We start from the raw sequence: 16,531 nt of genomic DNA on the forward strand, positions 1-16,531 counted from the left end.
CGCTGACGCCTCACGATGAGGAGAGAAGTGGCAGCAGGTAAGGCACGCGTACACGAGTTGGCCAAAGAACTCGGTGTCACAAGCAAGGAAGTGCTCGCCCGACTGAGCGAACAGGGCGAATTCGTTAAATCTGCGTCCTCCACTGTGGAGGCGCCCGTCGCACGCCGGTTGCGTGAGGCGTTCGGCGGAGGCAAGCCCGCCAAGTCCGAGGCATCAGCCGCACCCGCGGCCAAGCCGTCCGGTGCGCCCAAGCCGGGTGCGCCCAAGCCGGCTGCTGTCGCGGCACCCGCCGCACCTGCACCGGCAACGCCGGCCGCAGCAGCGCCGGCACCCGCAGCACCCGCACCGGCAGCCCCGGCCGCCGGTGGACCCAAGCCGGGTGCACCCCGGCCCCAGGTTCCGAGCGCGCCCGCAGCTCCGGCTGCTTCCGCCGCGCCGGAGCCCGCTGCCCCGGCAGCGCCCGCCGCTTCGGCGGCTCCGGCTCAGCCGCGTCCGGCCACCCCGGGTGCGACCCCGGGTCCGCGACCTGGCGCACCCAAGCCGGCTCCGCGAGCTCCGCGCGTCGGCAACAACCCCTTCTCTTCGCAGCAGCCGGTCGAACGCCCGGCCCCGCGTCCGGCTCCCGGTCCCGGTGGTCCGCGTCCGGGTCCCGGCGCTGGTGGTCCCCGTCCGGGCGGTGGCCCGCGTCCGGGTGTCACGCCGGGCAACATGCCCCCGCGTCCGCCGGGTGCCCGTCCGGGTGCCGTCGGTCGTCCGGGTGGTCCGCGTCCCGGTGGTGGTCCGCGTCCCGGTGGTGCCGGTGGTGGCCCTCGTCCCGGCGGTGCCGGTGGCGGCGGTAACTACCGCGGCGGTGGCGCAGGTGCCGGTGCCGGTGCCGGTGGAGCGGCTGCTGGAGGTTTCAGGGGTCGTCCCGGTGGCGGCGGCGCTCCCGGTGGCGGTGGCCCCGGTGGCGGCGGCGGTCGTCCGGGTCAGCGCGGCGGTGCCGCGGGTGCCTTTGGGCGTCCCGGTGGCGCGCCCCGTCGTGGCCGCAAGTCGAAGCGCGCAAAACGCGCCGAATACGAGAACATGCAGGCGCCGATCGTCGGTGGCGTGCGGTTGCCGCACGGCAACGGCGAGGTCATCCGCCTCGCTCGCGGCGCGTCGCTGAGCGACTTCGCCGAGAAGATCAACGCCAACCCGGCTTCGCTGGTGCAGGCGCTGTTCAACCTGGGCGAGATGGTGACCGCCACCCAGTCGGTGGGCGATGAGACCCTCGAGCTGCTGGGCGGCGAGATGAACTACGTCGTGCAGGTCGTGTCCCCGGAGGACGAGGACCGCGAGCTGCTCGAGTCGTTCGACCTCACCTACGGCGAGGACGCCGGCGACGAGGACGACCTGGCCAGCCGGCCGCCGGTGGTCACCGTCATGGGCCACGTCGACCACGGTAAGACCCGACTGCTCGACACGATCCGTAAGGCGAACGTCCGCGAGGGCGAAGCCGGCGGCATCACCCAGCACATCGGTGCCTACCAGGTGCTGACCGAGTTGGACGGCAACGAGCGTCTGGTGACGTTCATCGACACCCCGGGTCACGAGGCGTTCACCGCCATGCGTGCCCGTGGTGCCAAGGCCACCGACATCGCGATCCTGGTGGTCGCCGCCGACGACGGCGTCATGCCGCAGACGGTGGAGGCCATCAACCACGCTCAGGCCGCTGATGTGCCGATCGTGGTGGCGGTCAACAAGATCGACAAGGAAGGCGCGGATCCGCAGAAGATCCGGGCGCAGCTGACCGAGTACAACCTGGTGGCCGAAGAGTACGGCGGCGACACCATGTTCGTGGACATCTCGGCCAAGCAGGGCACCAACATCGACGGTCTGCTCGAAGCAGTGCTGCTGACCGCGGATGCCTCGCTTGACCTGCGGGCCAACCCCGACATGGAAGCCCAGGGTGTGGCCATCGAGGCGCACCTGGACCGCGGTCGCGGTCCGGTCGCCACCGTGCTGATCCAGCGCGGCACGCTGCGGGTCGGTGACTCGATCGTCGCCGGCGACGCCTACGGCCGCGTCCGCCGCATGGTCGACGAGCACGGCGAGGACGTCCACGAGGCGCTGCCGTCACGTCCGGTCCAGGTGATCGGCTTCACCTCTGTGCCCGGCGCCGGCGACAACCTGCTGGTCGTCGACGAGGACCGCATCGCCCGCCAGATCGCCGACCGGCGCAGCGCGCGCAAGCGCAACGCGCTGGCCGCACGTTCGCGCAAGCGCATCAGCCTGGAAGACCTGGATTCGGCGCTGAAGGAAACCAGCCAGCTGAACCTGATCCTCAAGGGCGACAACTCGGGCACCGTCGAGGCGCTCGAGGAGGCCTTGATGGGCATCCAGATCGACGACGAGGTGGAACTGCGCGTCATCGACCGCGGTGTCGGTGGCGTCACCGAGACCAACGTCAACCTGGCGTCGGCATCGGATGCCATCATCATCGGGTTCAACGTCCGTGCCGAGGGCAAGGCGACCGAACTGGCCAACCGCGAGGGCGTCGAGATTCGCTACTACTCGGTGATCTACCAGGCCATCGACGAGATCGAGAGTGCGCTGAAGGGCATGCTCAAGCCGATCTACGAGGAGAAGGAACTCGGCCGCGCCGAGATCCGCGCCATCTTCCGGTCGTCGAAGATCGGCAACATCGCTGGTTGCCTCGTGCAGTCAGGCCTCATGCGGCGTAACGCCAAGGCCCGCCTGCTGCGTGACAACATCGTCATCGCCGAGAACCTCACGGTGTCCTCGCTCAAGCGCGAGAAGGACGACGCCACCGAGGTGCGCGAAGGTTACGAATGCGGTCTGACGCTGACCTACAACGACATCAAGGAAGGCGACGTCATCGAGACGTACGAACTCGTTGAGAAGGCTCGTACGTAGGTGGCAGATCCAGCACGCGCCAAGCGATTGGCCAAGCGCATCTCGACGATCGTCGCATCGGCGATCGAATACGAGATCAAGGATCCGCGGCTCGACGGCGTGACGATCACCGATGCCAAGATGACCGGTGATCTGCACGACGCCACGCTGTACTACACCGTTATCGGGACCAGCCTCGACGAGGAGCCGGATTACGACGGCGTCGCGGCTGCCCTGGAGAAGGCCAAGGGTGCGTTGCGCACGAAAGTCGGTGCGGGAACCGGAGTTCGGTTCACCCCGACGCTGACTTTCGAGCGCGACACCGTGCCGGATGCGGCTCTGAAGATGGAGGAGCTGCTGGCCCGGGCTCGTGCCGCGGATGCGGATGTGGCTCGAATCCGTGAAGGTGCCACGCACGCCGGTGACGCCGATCCGTACCGTGTGGTGGGGGACAGCGATTCCGAGGATGCAGGTGACCGCGATCGAACCGACGATTGAGATCCGGCCGCAGGGCGCGCGGGTTGACGCGCGCGCTGCGGCTGATCTGCTCGGTGCGGTCGACAGCGTCAGCGTGGTTGCCCACGTGTACCCAGACGCCGACACCATCGGGGCGGGCCTCGCGCTCGCACTGGTCCTCGAGGAATGTGGCAAGGGCGTCCAGGTGGGCTTCGCCGCTCCGGCGACCGTGCCGAATTCGCTGCAGACGCTGCCGGGTGGGCACTTGTTGGTGCCGCCGGACCAGATGCGGACCGACGCCGACCTGGTGGTCACCGTCGACGTTCCGAGCGTCAACCGGCTGGGTTCGCTGGCGAAACTGGCCGACCCCGGCCGGCAGGTGCTGGTGATCGATCACCACGCCTCGAACCGGTTGTTCGGTAGCGCGAATTACGTTGATCCGTCGGCAGATTCGACCACCATGCTGGTGGCCGAACTGCTGGACGCCTGGGGTAAGCCGATCGAGTTGCCGGTGGCGCACTGCTTGTACGCGGGGCTGACGACCGACACCGGTTCGTTCCGGTGGGCCAGTTCCCGGGCGTACCGGTTGGCGGCGCGGCTGCTGGACATCGGCGTCGACAATGGCGCGGTGAGCCGTGCCCTGTTCGACACCCATCCGTACTCGTGGCTGCCCATGCTGTCCCGGGTGCTGTCCACGGCTTGCCTGGTGCCTGAGGCCGCCGGCGGCAAGGGGCTGGTGTACGCCGTTGTGCCACATCACGAATTCGCCGGTGCGCTGTCGGAAGAAGTCGAGAGCATCATCGACATCGTCCGGACCACGTCCGAGGCCGAGGTGGCTGCGGTGCTCAAAGAGATCGCGCCCGGCGAGTGGTCGGTGTCGCTGCGTGCCAAGACCGAGGTCGACGTGTCGGTGCTGGCCAGTTCGTTCGGCGGCGGCGGCCACCGGTTCGCGGCGGGCTACTCGCCGACCGGAACCACCGAGGACGTCGTCGCGGCCCTCATCGCCGCCCTGCGTTAGTGCTGTCCCCGCCCCTTTTCCCGCGAGCGACCGTGTTTGTACGCCGACACGCCGCTCTTGGTGTCCATTTCGCGCACGCTCGTCGCCGACGACGGTGCGCATCATGACCACCGAGGTCACCGGCCGTCGCATCGCAGCACTGGCCTTCCCGGCACTCGGGGTGCTCGCGGCCGAGCCGATCTACCTCCTGCTGGACACCGCGGTGGTGGGCCGCCTCGGTGCACTGCCGTTGGCCGGTCTGGCGGTCGGCGGCCTGATCCTGAGTCTGGTCGGGTCGCAGCTGACGTTCCTGTCGTACGGCACGACGTCGCGCGCGGCCCGGAGTTTCGGTGGCGGTGACCGGGCCGGCGCGGTCGGGGAGGGCGTGCAGGCCACCTGGCTGGCGTTGGGCGTCGGTCTGCTCATCGTGGTCGCGGTGCAGGCGTGTGCGCCGATGCTGCTGACGGCCATCGCGGGGTCTCGTGGCGGCATCGCAGTCACGGCACTGCCGTGGCTGCGCGTCGCGATCCTGGCCGTCCCGGCGATCCTGATGTCCATGGCGGGCAACGGCTGGCTGCGCGGTGTGCAGGACACGGTCCGTCCGCTGCGGTACGTGCTTGTCGGCGTGGGTATTTCGGCGATTCTGTGTCCGCTGCTGGTCTTCGGGTGGCTCGGGTTGCCGCGGCTCGGGCTGACGGGTTCGGCGGTGGCCAACGTGGTGGGGCAGTGGGTCGCCGCGGCGTTGTTTGGGTATGCGCTGCTTTCCGAACGGGTTTCGCTGCGGCTACGGCCCGATGTGCTGCGCGCGCAACTGACCATGGGCCGCGATCTGGTGCTGCGGTCCCTGGCGTTCCAGGTGTGCTTCCTGTCTGCCGGTGCGGTCGCAGCGCGGTTCGGCGCGGCCGCCGTCGCCGCCCATCAAGTGGTTCTGCAGCTGTGGAATTTCCTTGCGCTGGTGCTGGATTCGTTGGCCATCGCAGCGCAGTCTCTGGTCGGTGCGGCCCTTGGGGCGGGGGAGCCGGGGCACGCGAAAGCGGTGGCGTGGCGCGTGACGGTGTACTCCGCGGCCGCGGCGGCAGTGCTGGCCGGGGTGTTCGCGCTGGGCGCCGGGGTGTTGCTCGCGCTGTTCACCTCAGACGCCGGGGTACGAGGGCAGATCGGCATCCCGTGGTGGTTCATGGTGGCCCAATTGCCCATCGCCGGAATCGTTTTCGCGCTCGACGGGGTGCTGCTGGGCGCCGGCGACGCGAAGTTCATGCGCAATGCCACGCTGATCAGCGGGCTGCTCGGCTTCCTGCCGCTCATCTGGCTGTCGCTGGCGTTCGGCTGGGGCCTCGCCGGCATCTGGTCCGGACTGAGCACGTTCCTGGTGCTGCGGCTGATATTCGTCGGCTGGCGCGCACTGTCCGGCCGCTGGCTCTGACCGCTCTGCCCACTTCGCGCGAGCGTGCGTGTTTACACACGACACGCCGAGGGTTCCGTGCCGGAGCGTCCCGCTCACGGCTGGCGAGCGGGACGCTCTGACACCTCGGCAGCGGCGTGTCGGGGACAGACACGCACGTTCGCGGGAGATGGCGGGCGACGGGAGATGGCGGGCGACGGCGGTGATCAGACCTGGCTGCGGCCGCGCTGCATGACGGCGTCGCGGTTCGCGGCGATGTCATTGCCGCTGGAGGCAGCCATCCACTGCCGGGCCGATGCCGCTTCGATCCACAGGCCGGCGTCGGTCTGCGAACCGTCGATCTTGTGATACGAATCCAGCAGCGCGCGAACGGCGTTCTGGTTGTTGCCGACGATCGAGGCCGCGACGCGCCGCGCGGCCGGCAGCAGCTCGTCATGCGGCACGACCTCGGTGACGAGCCCGGCCCGCAGTGCTTCAGCCGCCGACAGGTAATCGCCGGTCAGGCTCATCCGCCGGGCCAGGCCGACACCGGCCTTCTGTGGCAGTCGCACACTCAGACCCCAGGTCGGCAGCAGTCCGACTCGTGCGTGGGTGTCGGCGAACTTGGCGTTCTCCGAGGCGATCAGGATGTCGCAGTACAGCGCCAGCTCCAGACCACCGGTGACGGCAGCGCCGTTGATCGCACCGATCACCGGCTTGGTCATGTTCGGCCACTTCGGTGAGATGTCCGGCAGAACAGCGCCTTCCCCGAGCTCCTTGAGGTCCAGGCCGGCACAGAACACCGGATCGGCGCCGGTCAGGATCACCACGTCGACGTCTGGGTCGGCCTCGGCCTGGCGCAGCGCACCGTAGAAGGCATCGCGAAGTTCGTAGGACAGCGCGTTCCGGGACTTCGGCCGGTTCAGCGTCAGGGTGCGTACCCGGTCGGTGGTGTCGATCAGTAAAACGTCGGTCACGTTGGCTCCTTGCTTTGCGGTCACCCACCGACACCGTAACCCCCGGCCCGGGCGGGCCTATCGTGGAGGCCATGTGCCGCAACATCACCGAACTGCGTGGCCTGGAGCCGGCTGCCACGGCCGAGGAGATCGAGGCCGCCGCACGTCAGTACATCCGCAAGGTCAGCGGGATCACCCGTCCCACCGCCGCCAACGTCGACGCCTTCGAGGCTGCCGTGGCCGAGGTCACTGCCGTCACCGAGAGTCTGCTGAATCAGCTGCCGGCCCGGCGACAACCGCCTAAGACAGTACCTCCGCTGCGCCGGCCCGAGGTGCGAGCGAGGTTGGCCGCCAAGTGAATTGGCCCGCGCTCAAGGAGTGGGGCGCGGCGGTGCACGCGCTGCTCGACGGTCGGCAGACGGTACTGCTGCGCAAGGGTGGCATCGGTGAGAAGCGGTTTGCGATATCGGCGCCGGAGTTCGTCTTCTTCCCGACGGTCGAACACAGCCATGCCGAGCGTGTCCGGCCCGAGTTCACCGATCTGCTGGAGCGGGCCGCGGGGGACAGCACCGAAACCGAGGTGGTACTGCGTGGCGGCGCGAAAATCGCTGCCGCCGTGGCGGTCGAGCATCCGGACCAGCTGGAGGCTATTGCTGATCTGCACATCTGGACCGCCGAGTCGGTGCAGAACGACCGGCTGGACTTTCGGCCCCGGCACCGGCTGACGGTGCTGGTGGTGCAGGCGAAACCGCTTGCCGCCTCGGTGCGGCTACCGCGTACCCCGGACTACGCAGGCTGCCGCAGCTGGGTGAATCTGCCCGTCACGCCTGAGTGGGGACCGCCGGTGTACGACGACGCGTCGCTCGCCGCCATTGCTCAGCGCGTGCGCGACTCAGTCGGCTGACAGCGCCACGGTCGGCAGCAGCAGCCGGGACACCCCGCCCGCACCGTGATGGATCGTGTGCGTGGCCGGCACCATGCGCTCGCCGGAGACGACGGGCTCGCCGGTGCCGAGATTGCGGTCATAGCGGGGATGGCAGCCGCCTGCGACGATCACCCGCAGCCGCGACCCCGCCGGGATCCGGTGCGCAATGGGGTCGAGCTCGAGCCGCAGGGTTTCGGGTTGGTCCGAAGGCGCTGTGAGCCTGCGGAATCCGTCGCTGACGTTGCGGGACCTGCCCTTTGCATCGACCTCGCTGAGCCGGACGAAGATGTCCCGGTTTGGGTTGTCGCAGGACAGCGCGAGTTCGATTACCGGGGTGCCGATGAGATACAGGTCCTCCGTGAGAGGTTCACCGGTGAAGTCGATGACGTCGGGCCGTCGGCTCAGTGCGGAGTCTTCTTGGTAGCCCGCCGCCGACGACAGCAGCCGGCCGCCGAGCGTGGGCGTCGGCGCCGCCGGATCGAAGGTGAACCGCGACGGCGGTGCGGTATCGGCGGGCGCGGTGGTCCCGAGCCGGTGCGCAGGTTGCAGGTACAGCTGGAGGTCGGTGGCGGCCGGTGGCCATTCGGGCATGGTCAGCCAGCCCTGCCCGTTGACCTCGACGCGGACGGCAGCTCGCTCGGGAGCCTGCGCGCGCTCGGCCAGATGCGTGTCGAGCCAGGCCAGCGACTCGCGCAGCACCGTGGCCCCGCCCCGGGTCATCACCTGGGTGTGGGTCCACGACCCGATGGTGACCGCGGTGCGCACGCCGCGCGACTTCAGACGCTGAAACTGCGTCAGCGTCTGCTCCAGGAAGAGGTCCTGCCAGCCGCCGATCAGCAGCACCGGCACGTCGACCTTGTCCAGCGTGTCGGTGAACACCATCTTCTCCCAGAACGGGTCGGTGCCGTCGGGGTGGCTCAGCCACGATTCGTACCAGGTCGCGCCGGAGCCCAGCAGCCGGCGTGCGGCGGCCCCGGCCGGTGCCTGCATATGGGTGCGGGCGACCAGGCGCGGTGCCCGGAACCGCCGAAAAATGACGGCGAGCGGGGCTTCTTCCTGGTGCGCCATCATGTCGCTCCAACTCAGGAAGTTATCGAGCGTGAATGCGCCTGTGCCCCAGGTTGATTCGGCGAAGTCGTGGGGGCCGACGCTGATGATCGCGGCCTTCAGTTCGGGCGGGGGATCGCTGAGCAGCGCCCACTGGGTGAAGCCGAGGTACGACAACCCCATCGTGGCGAACGACCCGGTGAACCACGGCTGGTCCCGCAGCCAGGCCGCGGTGTCCACGGCATCGGCGATCTCGTTGACCATCGGTTCGAATTCGCCACCGGAGCCGAACGTGCCGCGCACGCTCTGCACCAGCACGTGATAGCCGCGCCGGGCGTACGCCGCGCCGAACACCGGGCCGAACGGGAAGCCGCGACCGTAGGGGCACCGCACCAGCAGGGTGCCTTTGGCGGCGCCGGTGGGGGCGTAGTGACTACCGACCAGTTCGACGCCGTCACGCATCGGCGTGGTGACGCGGCTGACGGTGTAGTCGGTCGTCGGAGGCGGGACGTCGAGGACGCGGCTCAGCAACCGGGAGCCGAGATGGGCGATTCGGGAGCTCACCATTCGGAGGGTACCGATCCGTACCGCCGAGCGCCGACCGCGAGCTCGTGGGCGACGCGCGATCAGAACTTGTAGAACGGCACCAGCTGGTTGGCGCGCTGCAGGTTGGTCTGCAGGCAGTCCGGGCGGTCGGGCGACTCGATCGGCGAGTAGAAGAGCGACTGGTTGATCAGGCCGTAGCTGGTTTTGAAAGTGATCATGCAGGTCACCCACCACCGGTCATTCCAGTCGGTCGGCTTCATGATCCAGTACTGGGCGGCGCGGTGTCCGGCGATGGTCAGCTCGACGGCGTCGGCCGGCAACGTCTGCTCGTAGGTGCGCCAGACGATCGGCTCGACGGCCATCTGGTAGTTGCCGGCGTCGTAGTGGCAGCGCAGGCCGTCTTCATGGTCGGGCGGGGTGACGCCCAGGCCCATGGCATTGATGGCGTCGAGCGGGATCTGATCGCACGGATCGAACGGGCTGGGATTCGTGGTGGCGATGATCGGCGACTTGATGGTGCTGCTGATCGGGGCCATGGGGGCAGAAGTGGAGCGCAACTCGACGTTGCCGCCGGTCGGTGTCACTGGGTTGGTCTGTGTGACCACCACGCCTGCTGTCACGAGCGCACACAGCGCCGACAACAGACGCAGTTTCCCGGCCATCGCTGCCATGACACCCCTTAGATCCGAGCAATACTGCGGGGAGTCTACAAGTCGCCTGCGTCACACCGGACGGGAAGGGAGAACCTGTTCTAGTTTCTCCCGGTGCGCGGGACGGTTGGCAGGACAGCGGGGGTTGCTGCCGCCCAAGTACCCTGAATTTTTGTGTCGACCCAGCCGACCCTTTGGGCCATCAGTGACCTGCACATCGGGCACACCGGAAACAAGCCGGTCACCGAGTCGCTGCACCCTGCCTCGCCGGACGACTGGCTGATCGTCGCCGGCGACGTCGCCGAGCGCACCGACGACATCCGGTGGTCCCTGGACCTGCTGCGTAAGCGCTTCGCCAAGGTCATCTGGGTGCCGGGTAACCACGAACTGTGGACCACCAACAAGGACCCGATGCAGATCTTCGGGAAGGCCCGCTACGACTATCTGGTCGACATGTGCGACCAGATGGGCATCGTCACGCCCGAGCATCCGTTCCCGGTCTGGACCGGTCCGGGGGGCGCGGCGACGATCGTGCCGATGTTCCTGTTGTACGACTACACCTTCCTGCCTGCGGGTACCGCGACGAAGGCCGAGGGGCTGGCGTTGGCCAAGGAGCGCAATGTGGTCGGCACCGACGAGTTCCTGCTGTCGAGCGAGCCATACGCGACGCGCGACGCGTGGTGTCGCGACCGGCTGAACATCACCCGCAAGAAGCTCGACGACCTGGACTGGATGGAGTCGACGGTCCTGGTCAACCACTTCCCATTGGTGCGTGAACCCTGCGATGCCATGTTCTACCCGGAGTTCTCGCTATGGTGTGGCACGACGGCGACCAAGGACTGGCACACCCGCTACAACGCCATCTGCTCGGTGTACGGCCACCTGCACATCCCGCGCACCACCTGGTATGACGGTGTGCGGTTCGAGGAAGTCTCCGTCGGTTACCCCCGAGAGTGGCGGCGCCGCAAGCCTTATCGGTGGATGCGCCAAATCCTGCCGGACCCCCAGTACCCGCCGGGCTACCTCAACGACTTCGGTGGTCACTTCGAGATCACCCAGGAGATGCGGGAGCACGCGCAGAAAATGCAGGACCGGATCAATTCGAGGCGATTGTGATGAGCGACGAGCTCCTGACGCAGGTGCTGCCCGACGTGGTGGCCACTGCCGAGACGTATTCCGACCCGGGCCATCTCGTGCCGCTGCCGGAGGAAGAGCCGCTGATCGCCCGGTCGGTGGCCAAGCGCCGCAACGAGTTCATCACGGTCCGGCATTGTGCCCGTGAGGCATTGGGCAAGCTCGACGTCGGCCCGGTTCCGATCCTCAAGGGCGACAAGGGTGAACCGTGCTGGCCCGATGGCATCGTCGGCAGCCTGACGCACTGCGAGGGTTTCCGCGGCGCGGTGGTGGCCCGGGCCACGCAGGTGCGCTCGGTCGGTATCGACGCCGAACCCCACGGGGTCCTGCCCAAAGGGGTGCTGGGCGCCATCGCACTACCCGCCGAGCAGAGCGCCATCGGGACGTTGGAAGGCGACCTGCACTGGGACCGAATCCTGTTCTGCGCCAAGGAGGCGACGTACAAGGCCTGGTTCCCGCTGACGCACCGCTGGCTCGGATTCGAGGATGCACACATCACTTTCGAGCTGGATTCGACGGGCAGCTCGGGCACATTCCTGTCGCGGATTCTCATCGACCCGGCAGCCGAGTTCGGGCCGCCGCTGACCGAATTGCCGGGGCGGTTCACCGTATCCAACGGCCTGGTCCTGACGGCGATCTCGCTGTGAAGACGGCTTCGCGCCCGGCGCCGCCGCCTGGCTTGGTGATCGTCGACAAGCCCGCCGGGATGACGAGCCACGACGTCGTCGGCCGGTGTCGTCGACTGTTCGGTACCCGCAAGGTCGGGCATGCCGGCACATTGGACCCCATGGCCACCGGCGTGCTCGTGGTCGGCATCGAGCGGGCCACCAAGATCCTGGGCCTGCTGACCGCCACCGACAAGACGTACATTGCGACGATTCGGCTCGGTCAGGCCACCTCCACCGAGGATGCCGAAGGTGAAGTGCTGCAGACAGTTTCGGCTGCACACGTGGCCGATGAACAGATCGAGCACGCGGTCGCGGCGCTGCGCGGCGAGATCGACCAGGTGCCGTCGGCGGTCAGCGCCATCAAGGTCGACGGCGAGCGGGCCTACAAGTTGGTGCGCGAGGGCAAGGCGCCGGAACTGGCGGCTCGCCGGGTGCGGATCGATCGGTTCACGGTCGATGCCACCAAACGAGTCGACGACTTCATCGACGTCGACGTCACCGTCGACTGCTCGTCGGGTACCTACATCCGGGCGCTGGCCCGCGACGTCGGCGCTGCCCTTGGAGTCGGTGGGCACCTGACGATGTTGCGGCGCACCAAGGTTGGCCGCTACGGGCTGGACGAGGCGCGCACGTTGGAGCAGTTGGCCGACGCCGCCGAGCTGAGCTACACGTTGGACGCAGCCTGCCTGCTGGGGTTTCCGCGCCGCGACCTGACCGACGCGGAGACCGAGGACACGCGCCACGGCCGGGCGCTGGCCCCGGCCGGTATCGACGGGACGTACGCGGCGACGGCTCCCGATGGGCAGGTGATCGCGTTGTTGGAAGACGGGTCCGAGCGCACGCGATCGGTTGTGGTGCTCCGGCCGGCGACGCTCTGAAGGTCAGTCGCCTTCGGCCAGAAAGGGTTCCGCGCGGTGTGGTGGGGCCGCCGGGGCACCGGCCGCGTCCAGGAGGCTGAGGGCCTCGGCGTCGAGCCGGATTGACCCGGCCGCGGCGTTGTCCTCCAGATGCGCGACCGATCGGGTACCGGCGATCAGCAGGGTGTTCGGGGCGTGCGCCAGTAACCAGGCCAGGCCGACCTGGGCGGGCGTGGCGCCGATTCGCTCAGCCACTGTTCGCACCGAGGGGTCGTCGGCGACACTGGGGAATCCGGGGAACGCCGAGCCGAGCGGAAAGAACGGCACCCAGGCGATGCCCTCTTTGACGCACAGGCGCAAGGTGTCCTCCTGCGCCCGGTCCAGGACGCTGTAGGCGTTCTGGACGCAGGTGATGCCCGCCGGTAGCGCGTGGCGAACCGTCTCGACCGGCACCGCGCTCAGGCCGATAGCGCCGATCTTGCCTTCGTCTCGCAGCGCGATCATCTCCGCCAGTTGATCGTCGACGTCGACGATCTGATCACCCTCGGTCTGAACGCCAGGCGTCATATCCAATCGACGCAAGTTGACCACCGGAATCTGTTCCAGGCCAAGCTGATTCAGGTCCATTTCGACCGCAGCCCGTAATTCGGCGGGTTTCTGCGCGGCAGCCAGCGGCACCGGTCCGTCCGGCACGTGTACCGCACCGACCTTGCTGACGATGACCAGGTCGTCGCGGTACGGGCGGAGCGCTTGCCGGATCAGGGCATTCACCGTTCCGCCGCCGTAGAACGACGCGGTGTCGATGTGGTTGATGCCGAGCTCGACCGAACGGTGCAGCAGCGCCACCGCAGCATCAGGGGAGCCGGCATCGTGCAGCTGCATGGCTCCGTAGCCGATCCGGGCCACCGGGCGACCACCGATCGAACCGAGGCCGCCAGGGTGTGTCGTATCGGTCATCGTCGCTCCTCAGCTGTGATTTTCTGCGATACTCGAGTGATTCGGAGGAACCTCCGGTTAGCTCAACGTAACAGAAACGGAGGAGCCTCCGCTATGGCTGACGGTATCCGCGCCGATGCCCGCCGCAACCGGGAACGGATCCTGGAAGTGGCGGCGCTCGCCTTCGGCACGGCTGACAGTCCGGTGTCGCTGGAGGGCATCGCGCGTGATGCCGGCGTCGGTATAGGCACGTTGTACCGGCATTTCCCGAGCCGTGAAGCGCTGGTCGAGGCGGTGTACCGCGCCGAATTGGCGGAGGTGGCCGCGACGGCCGAGGAGCTGGTACGTACCCATCCGCCGGTCGAGGCGCTGCGGCTGTGGATGGACCGCTACGCGAAGTTCGTGGCCGCCAAGCGGGGCATGGCCGAGTCACTGAAGGCGATATTCGATTCGGGTGCGGTTACGGCGGGCGACACCCGTGCGGGCGTGGTTGGAGCGGTCGGAACCCTGCTGGCTGCCGGCGCCGCCGATGGCACCCTGCGCGCCGACGTGCCGGCGGACGACGTCGTCACCGGGCTGCTCGGCATCATGGTCGCGAGCGCGTCACCCGAGCAGTGCGGGCGGATGTTCGACTTGCTGCTGGCCGGACTGGTGACCACCCGCTGACCAACTACGCGACGACCCAGATCGCTTCTGCCGCAGGGTTTCCCAGGTCGACGGTGGTGGCGTCGGCGTCCACGTCGGCCGCCGCGTCCGCAGCCGTCACGGCCACCGAGATCATCCCCGCGAAGTCGCGCCGGGCCACCACGCGCAGGTGTGAATCGAGCGTGATTCCCACGCTGTCGAAGTACCGCAGCATCTCGGGGTCGTGATCGGAGATGCGGGCCACCGTGCCGGCGTCCCCGTCCGAGCACGCGGATAACTGCCGGGCGGGGGGAGTCGGAACCTGGCCGTCGGCCGCGGGGATCGGGTCGCCGTGCGGGTCCCGGGTCGGGAAGCCGAGCTTGGCGTCGATGCGGTCCAACATGCGGTCCGACACCGCGTGCTCCAGGATTTCGGCTTCGTCGTGCACCTCGTCCCAGCCGTAGCCGAGCTCGCGCACTAGGAACGTCTCCATCAACCGGTGGCGGCGGACCATGGCCAGCGCCGCGCTGCGCCCGGTGTCGGTCAGTGTCACCGCGCCGTACTTCTCGTGGTGCACCAGACCCTGATCGGCAAGCTTGCGGATCGATTCGGAGGCCGTCGAGGCCGATACACCGATGCGTTCAGCCAGCATTTTCGTGCTGACTTTGTCGCGTGACCACTCCTGGGCGGTCCAGATGACTTTGAGGTAGTCCTGGGCAACCGGGGATAGATCCGGCGGGTTGCCAGCGTCGTCTGCAGGACTCACAGCACAAAGTTTAGGCAATGGTCACCTGATCCGGGGATCTCACGGTGCCTGCCGCGCGGCCGCGCCGTAGGCTTGCGGTCGTGCAACGCTGGCGTGGGCAGGACGAGATCCCCACGGACTGGGGCCGATGTGTGCTCACCATCGGGGTGTTCGATGGCGTACACCGTGGACATGTTGAGTTGATCAGCCACGCGGTGAAGGCGGGTCGGTCCCGCGGGGTACCCACCGTGTTGATGACATTCGATCCGCATCCGATGGAAGTGGTCCTCCCGGGGAGCCATCCGGCCCAGCTGACGACGCTGACGCGCCGGGCCGAACTGGTCGAGGAACTGGGCGTCGACGTCTTCCTGGTGATGCCGTTCACCACCGACTTCATGAAGCTGACCCCTGAGCGCTACGTGCACGAGCTGCTCGTCGAGCGCCTGCACGTCCTCGAGGTCGTGGTCGGTGAGAACTTCACGTTCGGCAAGAAGGCCGGCGGCAACGTGCCGCTGCTGCGCAGGGCCGGGGAGCGCTTCGGGTTCGCCGTCGAGGGCATCTCGCTGGTGGCCGAACATCATCAGGCCGAGACCGTCACGTTCTCATCCACCTACATCCGGTCCTGCGTGGACGCCGGTGACATGGTCGCCGCGACCGAGGCGCTAGGCCGGCCGCACCGCGTGGAGGGCGTCGTCGTCCGCGGTGACGGTCGTGGCCGCGGGCTGGGCTTCCCGACCGCGAACGTCGCCCCGCCGATGCACTCGGCCATCCCGGCCGACGGCGTCTACGCCGCCTGGTTCACCGTGCTGGGGCATGGCCCTTCCGTCGGCACCGTGACGCCGGGGGAGCGCTACCAGGCCGCGGTATCCGTCGGCACCAATCCGACGTTCTCCGGCCGTACCCGCACCGTCGAGGCCTTCGTGCTCGACACCGAGGCAGACCTCTACGGGCAGCACGTCGCGGTCGATTTCGTCTCGCGCATCCGCGGCCAGGAGAAATTCGACTCGATCGATGACCTCATCGTGGCCATGGATCGCGATACGCAGCGGGCCCGCACGATTCTGGTTCCGTAGTAGCTTCCTGATAAACTGCCCGACGCGCGTGCTGCAGTTCGCGGCGGCCGCGCCCTCGTTGTTCTTCGCGGACCGAATTGATGGAGTTGTTTCGTGGCACTCACTGTCGAGCAGAAAAAAGAGATCCTGGGTCAGTACGGCCTGCATGAGACCGACACCGGTTCGCCGGAGGCTCAGGTCGCCCTGCTGACCAAGCGCATCTCGGACCTGACCGAGCACCTCAAGCAGCACAAGCACGACCACCACAGCCGTCGTGGCCTGCTGCTGCTGGTCGGCCGTCGTCGCCGGCTGCTCAAGTACGTCGCTCAGGTCGACGTCGCGCGGTACCGCTCGCTGATCGAGCGTCTGGGTCTGCGTCGCTGACGCACCACTGATCCACAACCACCGCCAGGTCTGCTCCGGCAGGCCTGGCGATGGGCATTGGTGCGGGTAGTAATATGAAACTGTTTTGGGCCTAACGCTCAAGACGTCGGAACGACACTGCAGCATCCGCCTGAACCTCGTGGGGCGGTCTTCGGTAGTGGCTGCCGGGGTATGACCCCGGCCGCTTCGATCGACGGCCGTCAGCAACTAGCGGGATGGTTTTCGGGTTTTCTGGATGCTCGCGTGTGACGATGCGACAGCTGTAACAAAGAGGAACCAGAAAAAACGGAAACCCG

At 68.0% G+C, this 16,531-nt stretch carries 17 protein-coding genes; 12 read left to right on the forward strand and 5 right to left on the reverse strand.

The genetic code is table 11. The features are described from left to right. Window positions 1-27: 27 nt before the first annotated feature. The 4 genes from infB (at window position 28) to ACX12F_RS11555 (ending at window position 5,753) form a co-directional block, all read left to right on the forward strand. Window positions 28-2,898, forward strand: coding sequence for a translation initiation factor IF-2 (infB, locus tag ACX12F_RS11540; RefSeq protein ID WP_459369687.1), 2,871 nt, complete (start codon window positions 28-30; stop codon window positions 2,896-2,898). After that, entirely contained in the window at window positions 2,899-3,375 is a 477-nt protein-coding gene (rbfA, locus tag ACX12F_RS11545; protein ID WP_459369688.1) for a 30S ribosome-binding factor RbfA, read from the forward strand. Continuing rightward, window positions 3,344-4,351 carry a DHH family phosphoesterase gene (locus tag ACX12F_RS11550; RefSeq protein ID WP_459369689.1) on the forward strand — a complete coding sequence of 336 codons (1,008 nt, stop codon included), beginning with the start codon at window positions 3,344-3,346 and terminating at the stop codon, window positions 4,349-4,351. The genes rbfA and ACX12F_RS11550 overlap by 32 nt, the downstream gene beginning before the upstream one ends. A 103-nt stretch (window positions 4,352-4,454) precedes the next feature. Next, window positions 4,455-5,753: an MATE family efflux transporter gene (locus tag ACX12F_RS11555; protein WP_459369690.1), complete on the forward strand. Its 1,299-nt coding sequence runs from the start codon at window positions 4,455-4,457 to the stop codon at window positions 5,751-5,753. A 185-nt stretch (window positions 5,754-5,938) separates the two neighbouring features. Here ACX12F_RS11555 and ACX12F_RS11560 read toward each other — a convergent pair whose 3' ends face one another. Beyond that, complete coding sequence (locus ACX12F_RS11560) at window positions 5,939-6,688, reverse strand: enoyl-CoA hydratase (RefSeq protein WP_459369691.1); 750 nt, start codon at window positions 6,686-6,688, stop codon at window positions 5,939-5,941. A gap of 71 nt (window positions 6,689-6,759) precedes the next feature. On the opposite strand from ACX12F_RS11560, the gene ACX12F_RS11565 reads away from it, so the two are divergent. Both ACX12F_RS11565 and ACX12F_RS11570 read left to right on the forward strand, forming a co-directional pair. Continuing rightward, window positions 6,760-7,026, forward strand: coding sequence for a DUF2277 domain-containing protein (locus ACX12F_RS11565; protein WP_459369692.1), 267 nt, complete (start codon window positions 6,760-6,762; stop codon window positions 7,024-7,026). Then, the gene (locus ACX12F_RS11570; RefSeq protein ID WP_459369693.1) at window positions 7,023-7,571 is read left to right on the forward strand and encodes a DUF1802 family protein; all 549 of its coding nucleotides are present in this window, start codon (window positions 7,023-7,025) and stop codon (window positions 7,569-7,571) included. Before ACX12F_RS11565 ends, ACX12F_RS11570 begins: the two co-directional genes overlap by 4 nt. Here the strand turns inward: ACX12F_RS11570 and ACX12F_RS11575 are convergent. Beyond that, entirely contained in the window at window positions 7,560-9,203 is a 1,644-nt protein-coding gene (locus ACX12F_RS11575; protein WP_459369694.1) for a CocE/NonD family hydrolase, read from the reverse strand. The two genes, ACX12F_RS11570 and ACX12F_RS11575, sit on opposite strands and share 12 nt — an antisense overlap. A gap of 62 nt (window positions 9,204-9,265) precedes the next feature. Next, window positions 9,266-9,847 (reverse strand): DUF3558 domain-containing protein, encoded by a 582-nt coding sequence (locus ACX12F_RS11580; protein WP_459369695.1) that lies wholly within the window; start codon window positions 9,845-9,847, stop codon window positions 9,266-9,268. Between the two features lie 162 nt (window positions 9,848-10,009). On the opposite strand from ACX12F_RS11580, the gene ACX12F_RS11585 reads away from it, so the two are divergent. Genes ACX12F_RS11585 through truB form a run of 3 tightly spaced genes read left to right on the forward strand, consistent with a single transcriptional unit; the run spans window position 10,010 to window position 12,515 of the window. Beyond that, window positions 10,010-10,951 carry an ACP phosphodiesterase PptH gene (locus tag ACX12F_RS11585; protein ID WP_459369696.1) on the forward strand — a complete coding sequence of 314 codons (942 nt, stop codon included), beginning with the start codon at window positions 10,010-10,012 and terminating at the stop codon, window positions 10,949-10,951. Further along, a complete protein-coding gene (gene pptT, locus ACX12F_RS11590; RefSeq protein ID WP_459369697.1) occupies window positions 10,951-11,616 on the forward strand; it encodes a 4'-phosphopantetheinyl transferase PptT in 666 nt (221 codons plus the stop codon). The genes ACX12F_RS11585 and pptT overlap by 1 nt, the downstream gene beginning before the upstream one ends. Before the next feature lie 59 nt (window positions 11,617-11,675). Continuing rightward, the gene (gene truB / locus ACX12F_RS11595) at window positions 11,676-12,515 is read left to right on the forward strand and encodes a tRNA pseudouridine(55) synthase TruB (protein WP_459370317.1); all 840 of its coding nucleotides are present in this window, start codon (window positions 11,676-11,678) and stop codon (window positions 12,513-12,515) included. Window positions 12,516-12,518: 3 nt separating this feature from the next. Here truB and ACX12F_RS11600 read toward each other — a convergent pair whose 3' ends face one another. Beyond that, window positions 12,519-13,451 (reverse strand): aldo/keto reductase, encoded by a 933-nt coding sequence (locus tag ACX12F_RS11600; protein ID WP_459369698.1) that lies wholly within the window; start codon window positions 13,449-13,451, stop codon window positions 12,519-12,521. Window positions 13,452-13,544: 93 nt separating this feature from the next. Here ACX12F_RS11600 and ACX12F_RS11605 point away from each other — a divergent pair, with 93 nt between their 5' ends. Continuing rightward, on the forward strand, window positions 13,545-14,096 hold the full coding sequence (locus ACX12F_RS11605; protein ID WP_260972572.1) for a TetR/AcrR family transcriptional regulator: 552 nt from the start codon (window positions 13,545-13,547) through the stop codon (window positions 14,094-14,096). A 4-nt stretch (window positions 14,097-14,100) separates the two neighbouring features. Here the strand turns inward: ACX12F_RS11605 and mntR are convergent, their stop codons facing one another. Next, window positions 14,101-14,820 carry a manganese-binding transcriptional regulator MntR gene (gene mntR, locus ACX12F_RS11610; protein ID WP_459369699.1) on the reverse strand — a complete coding sequence of 240 codons (720 nt, stop codon included), beginning with the start codon at window positions 14,818-14,820 and terminating at the stop codon, window positions 14,101-14,103. A gap of 80 nt (window positions 14,821-14,900) precedes the next feature. On the opposite strand from mntR, the gene ACX12F_RS11615 reads away from it, so the two are divergent. Together ACX12F_RS11615 and rpsO are read left to right on the forward strand one after the other, a co-directional pair. Next, window positions 14,901-15,872 carry a bifunctional riboflavin kinase/FAD synthetase gene (locus ACX12F_RS11615; RefSeq protein WP_459369700.1) on the forward strand — a complete coding sequence of 324 codons (972 nt, stop codon included), beginning with the start codon at window positions 14,901-14,903 and terminating at the stop codon, window positions 15,870-15,872. 93 nt (window positions 15,873-15,965) lie between these two features. Next, entirely contained in the window at window positions 15,966-16,235 is a 270-nt protein-coding gene (gene rpsO / locus ACX12F_RS11620; RefSeq protein ID WP_459369701.1) for a 30S ribosomal protein S15, read from the forward strand. Window positions 16,236-16,531: the final 296 nt, after the last annotated feature.

Source organism: Mycolicibacterium sp. HS_4_1, assembly GCF_054515875.1.

Excerpts from the sequence above, each read along its gene's own strand:
- ACX12F_RS11550 (WP_459369689.1), top strand. The coding sequence starts at position 3,344 with ATGCAGGTGACCGCGATCGAACCGACGATTGAGATCCGGCCGCAGGGC.
- ACX12F_RS11555 (WP_459369690.1), top strand. The coding sequence starts at position 4,455 with ATGACCACCGAGGTCACCGGCCGTCGCATCGCAGCACTGGCCTTCCCG.
- ACX12F_RS11565 (WP_459369692.1), top strand. The coding sequence starts at position 6,760 with ATGTGCCGCAACATCACCGAACTGCGTGGCCTGGAGCCGGCTGCCACG.
- ACX12F_RS11580 (WP_459369695.1), bottom strand. The coding sequence starts at position 9,847 with ATGGCCGGGAAACTGCGTCTGTTGTCGGCGCTGTGTGCGCTCGTGACA.
- pptT (WP_459369697.1), top strand. The coding sequence starts at position 10,951 with ATGAGCGACGAGCTCCTGACGCAGGTGCTGCCCGACGTGGTGGCCACT.
- truB (WP_459370317.1), top strand. The coding sequence starts at position 11,676 with ATGACGAGCCACGACGTCGTCGGCCGGTGTCGTCGACTGTTCGGTACC.
- ACX12F_RS11600 (WP_459369698.1), bottom strand. The coding sequence starts at position 13,451 with ATGACCGATACGACACACCCTGGCGGCCTCGGTTCGATCGGTGGTCGC.
- ACX12F_RS11605 (WP_260972572.1), top strand. The coding sequence starts at position 13,545 with ATGGCTGACGGTATCCGCGCCGATGCCCGCCGCAACCGGGAACGGATC.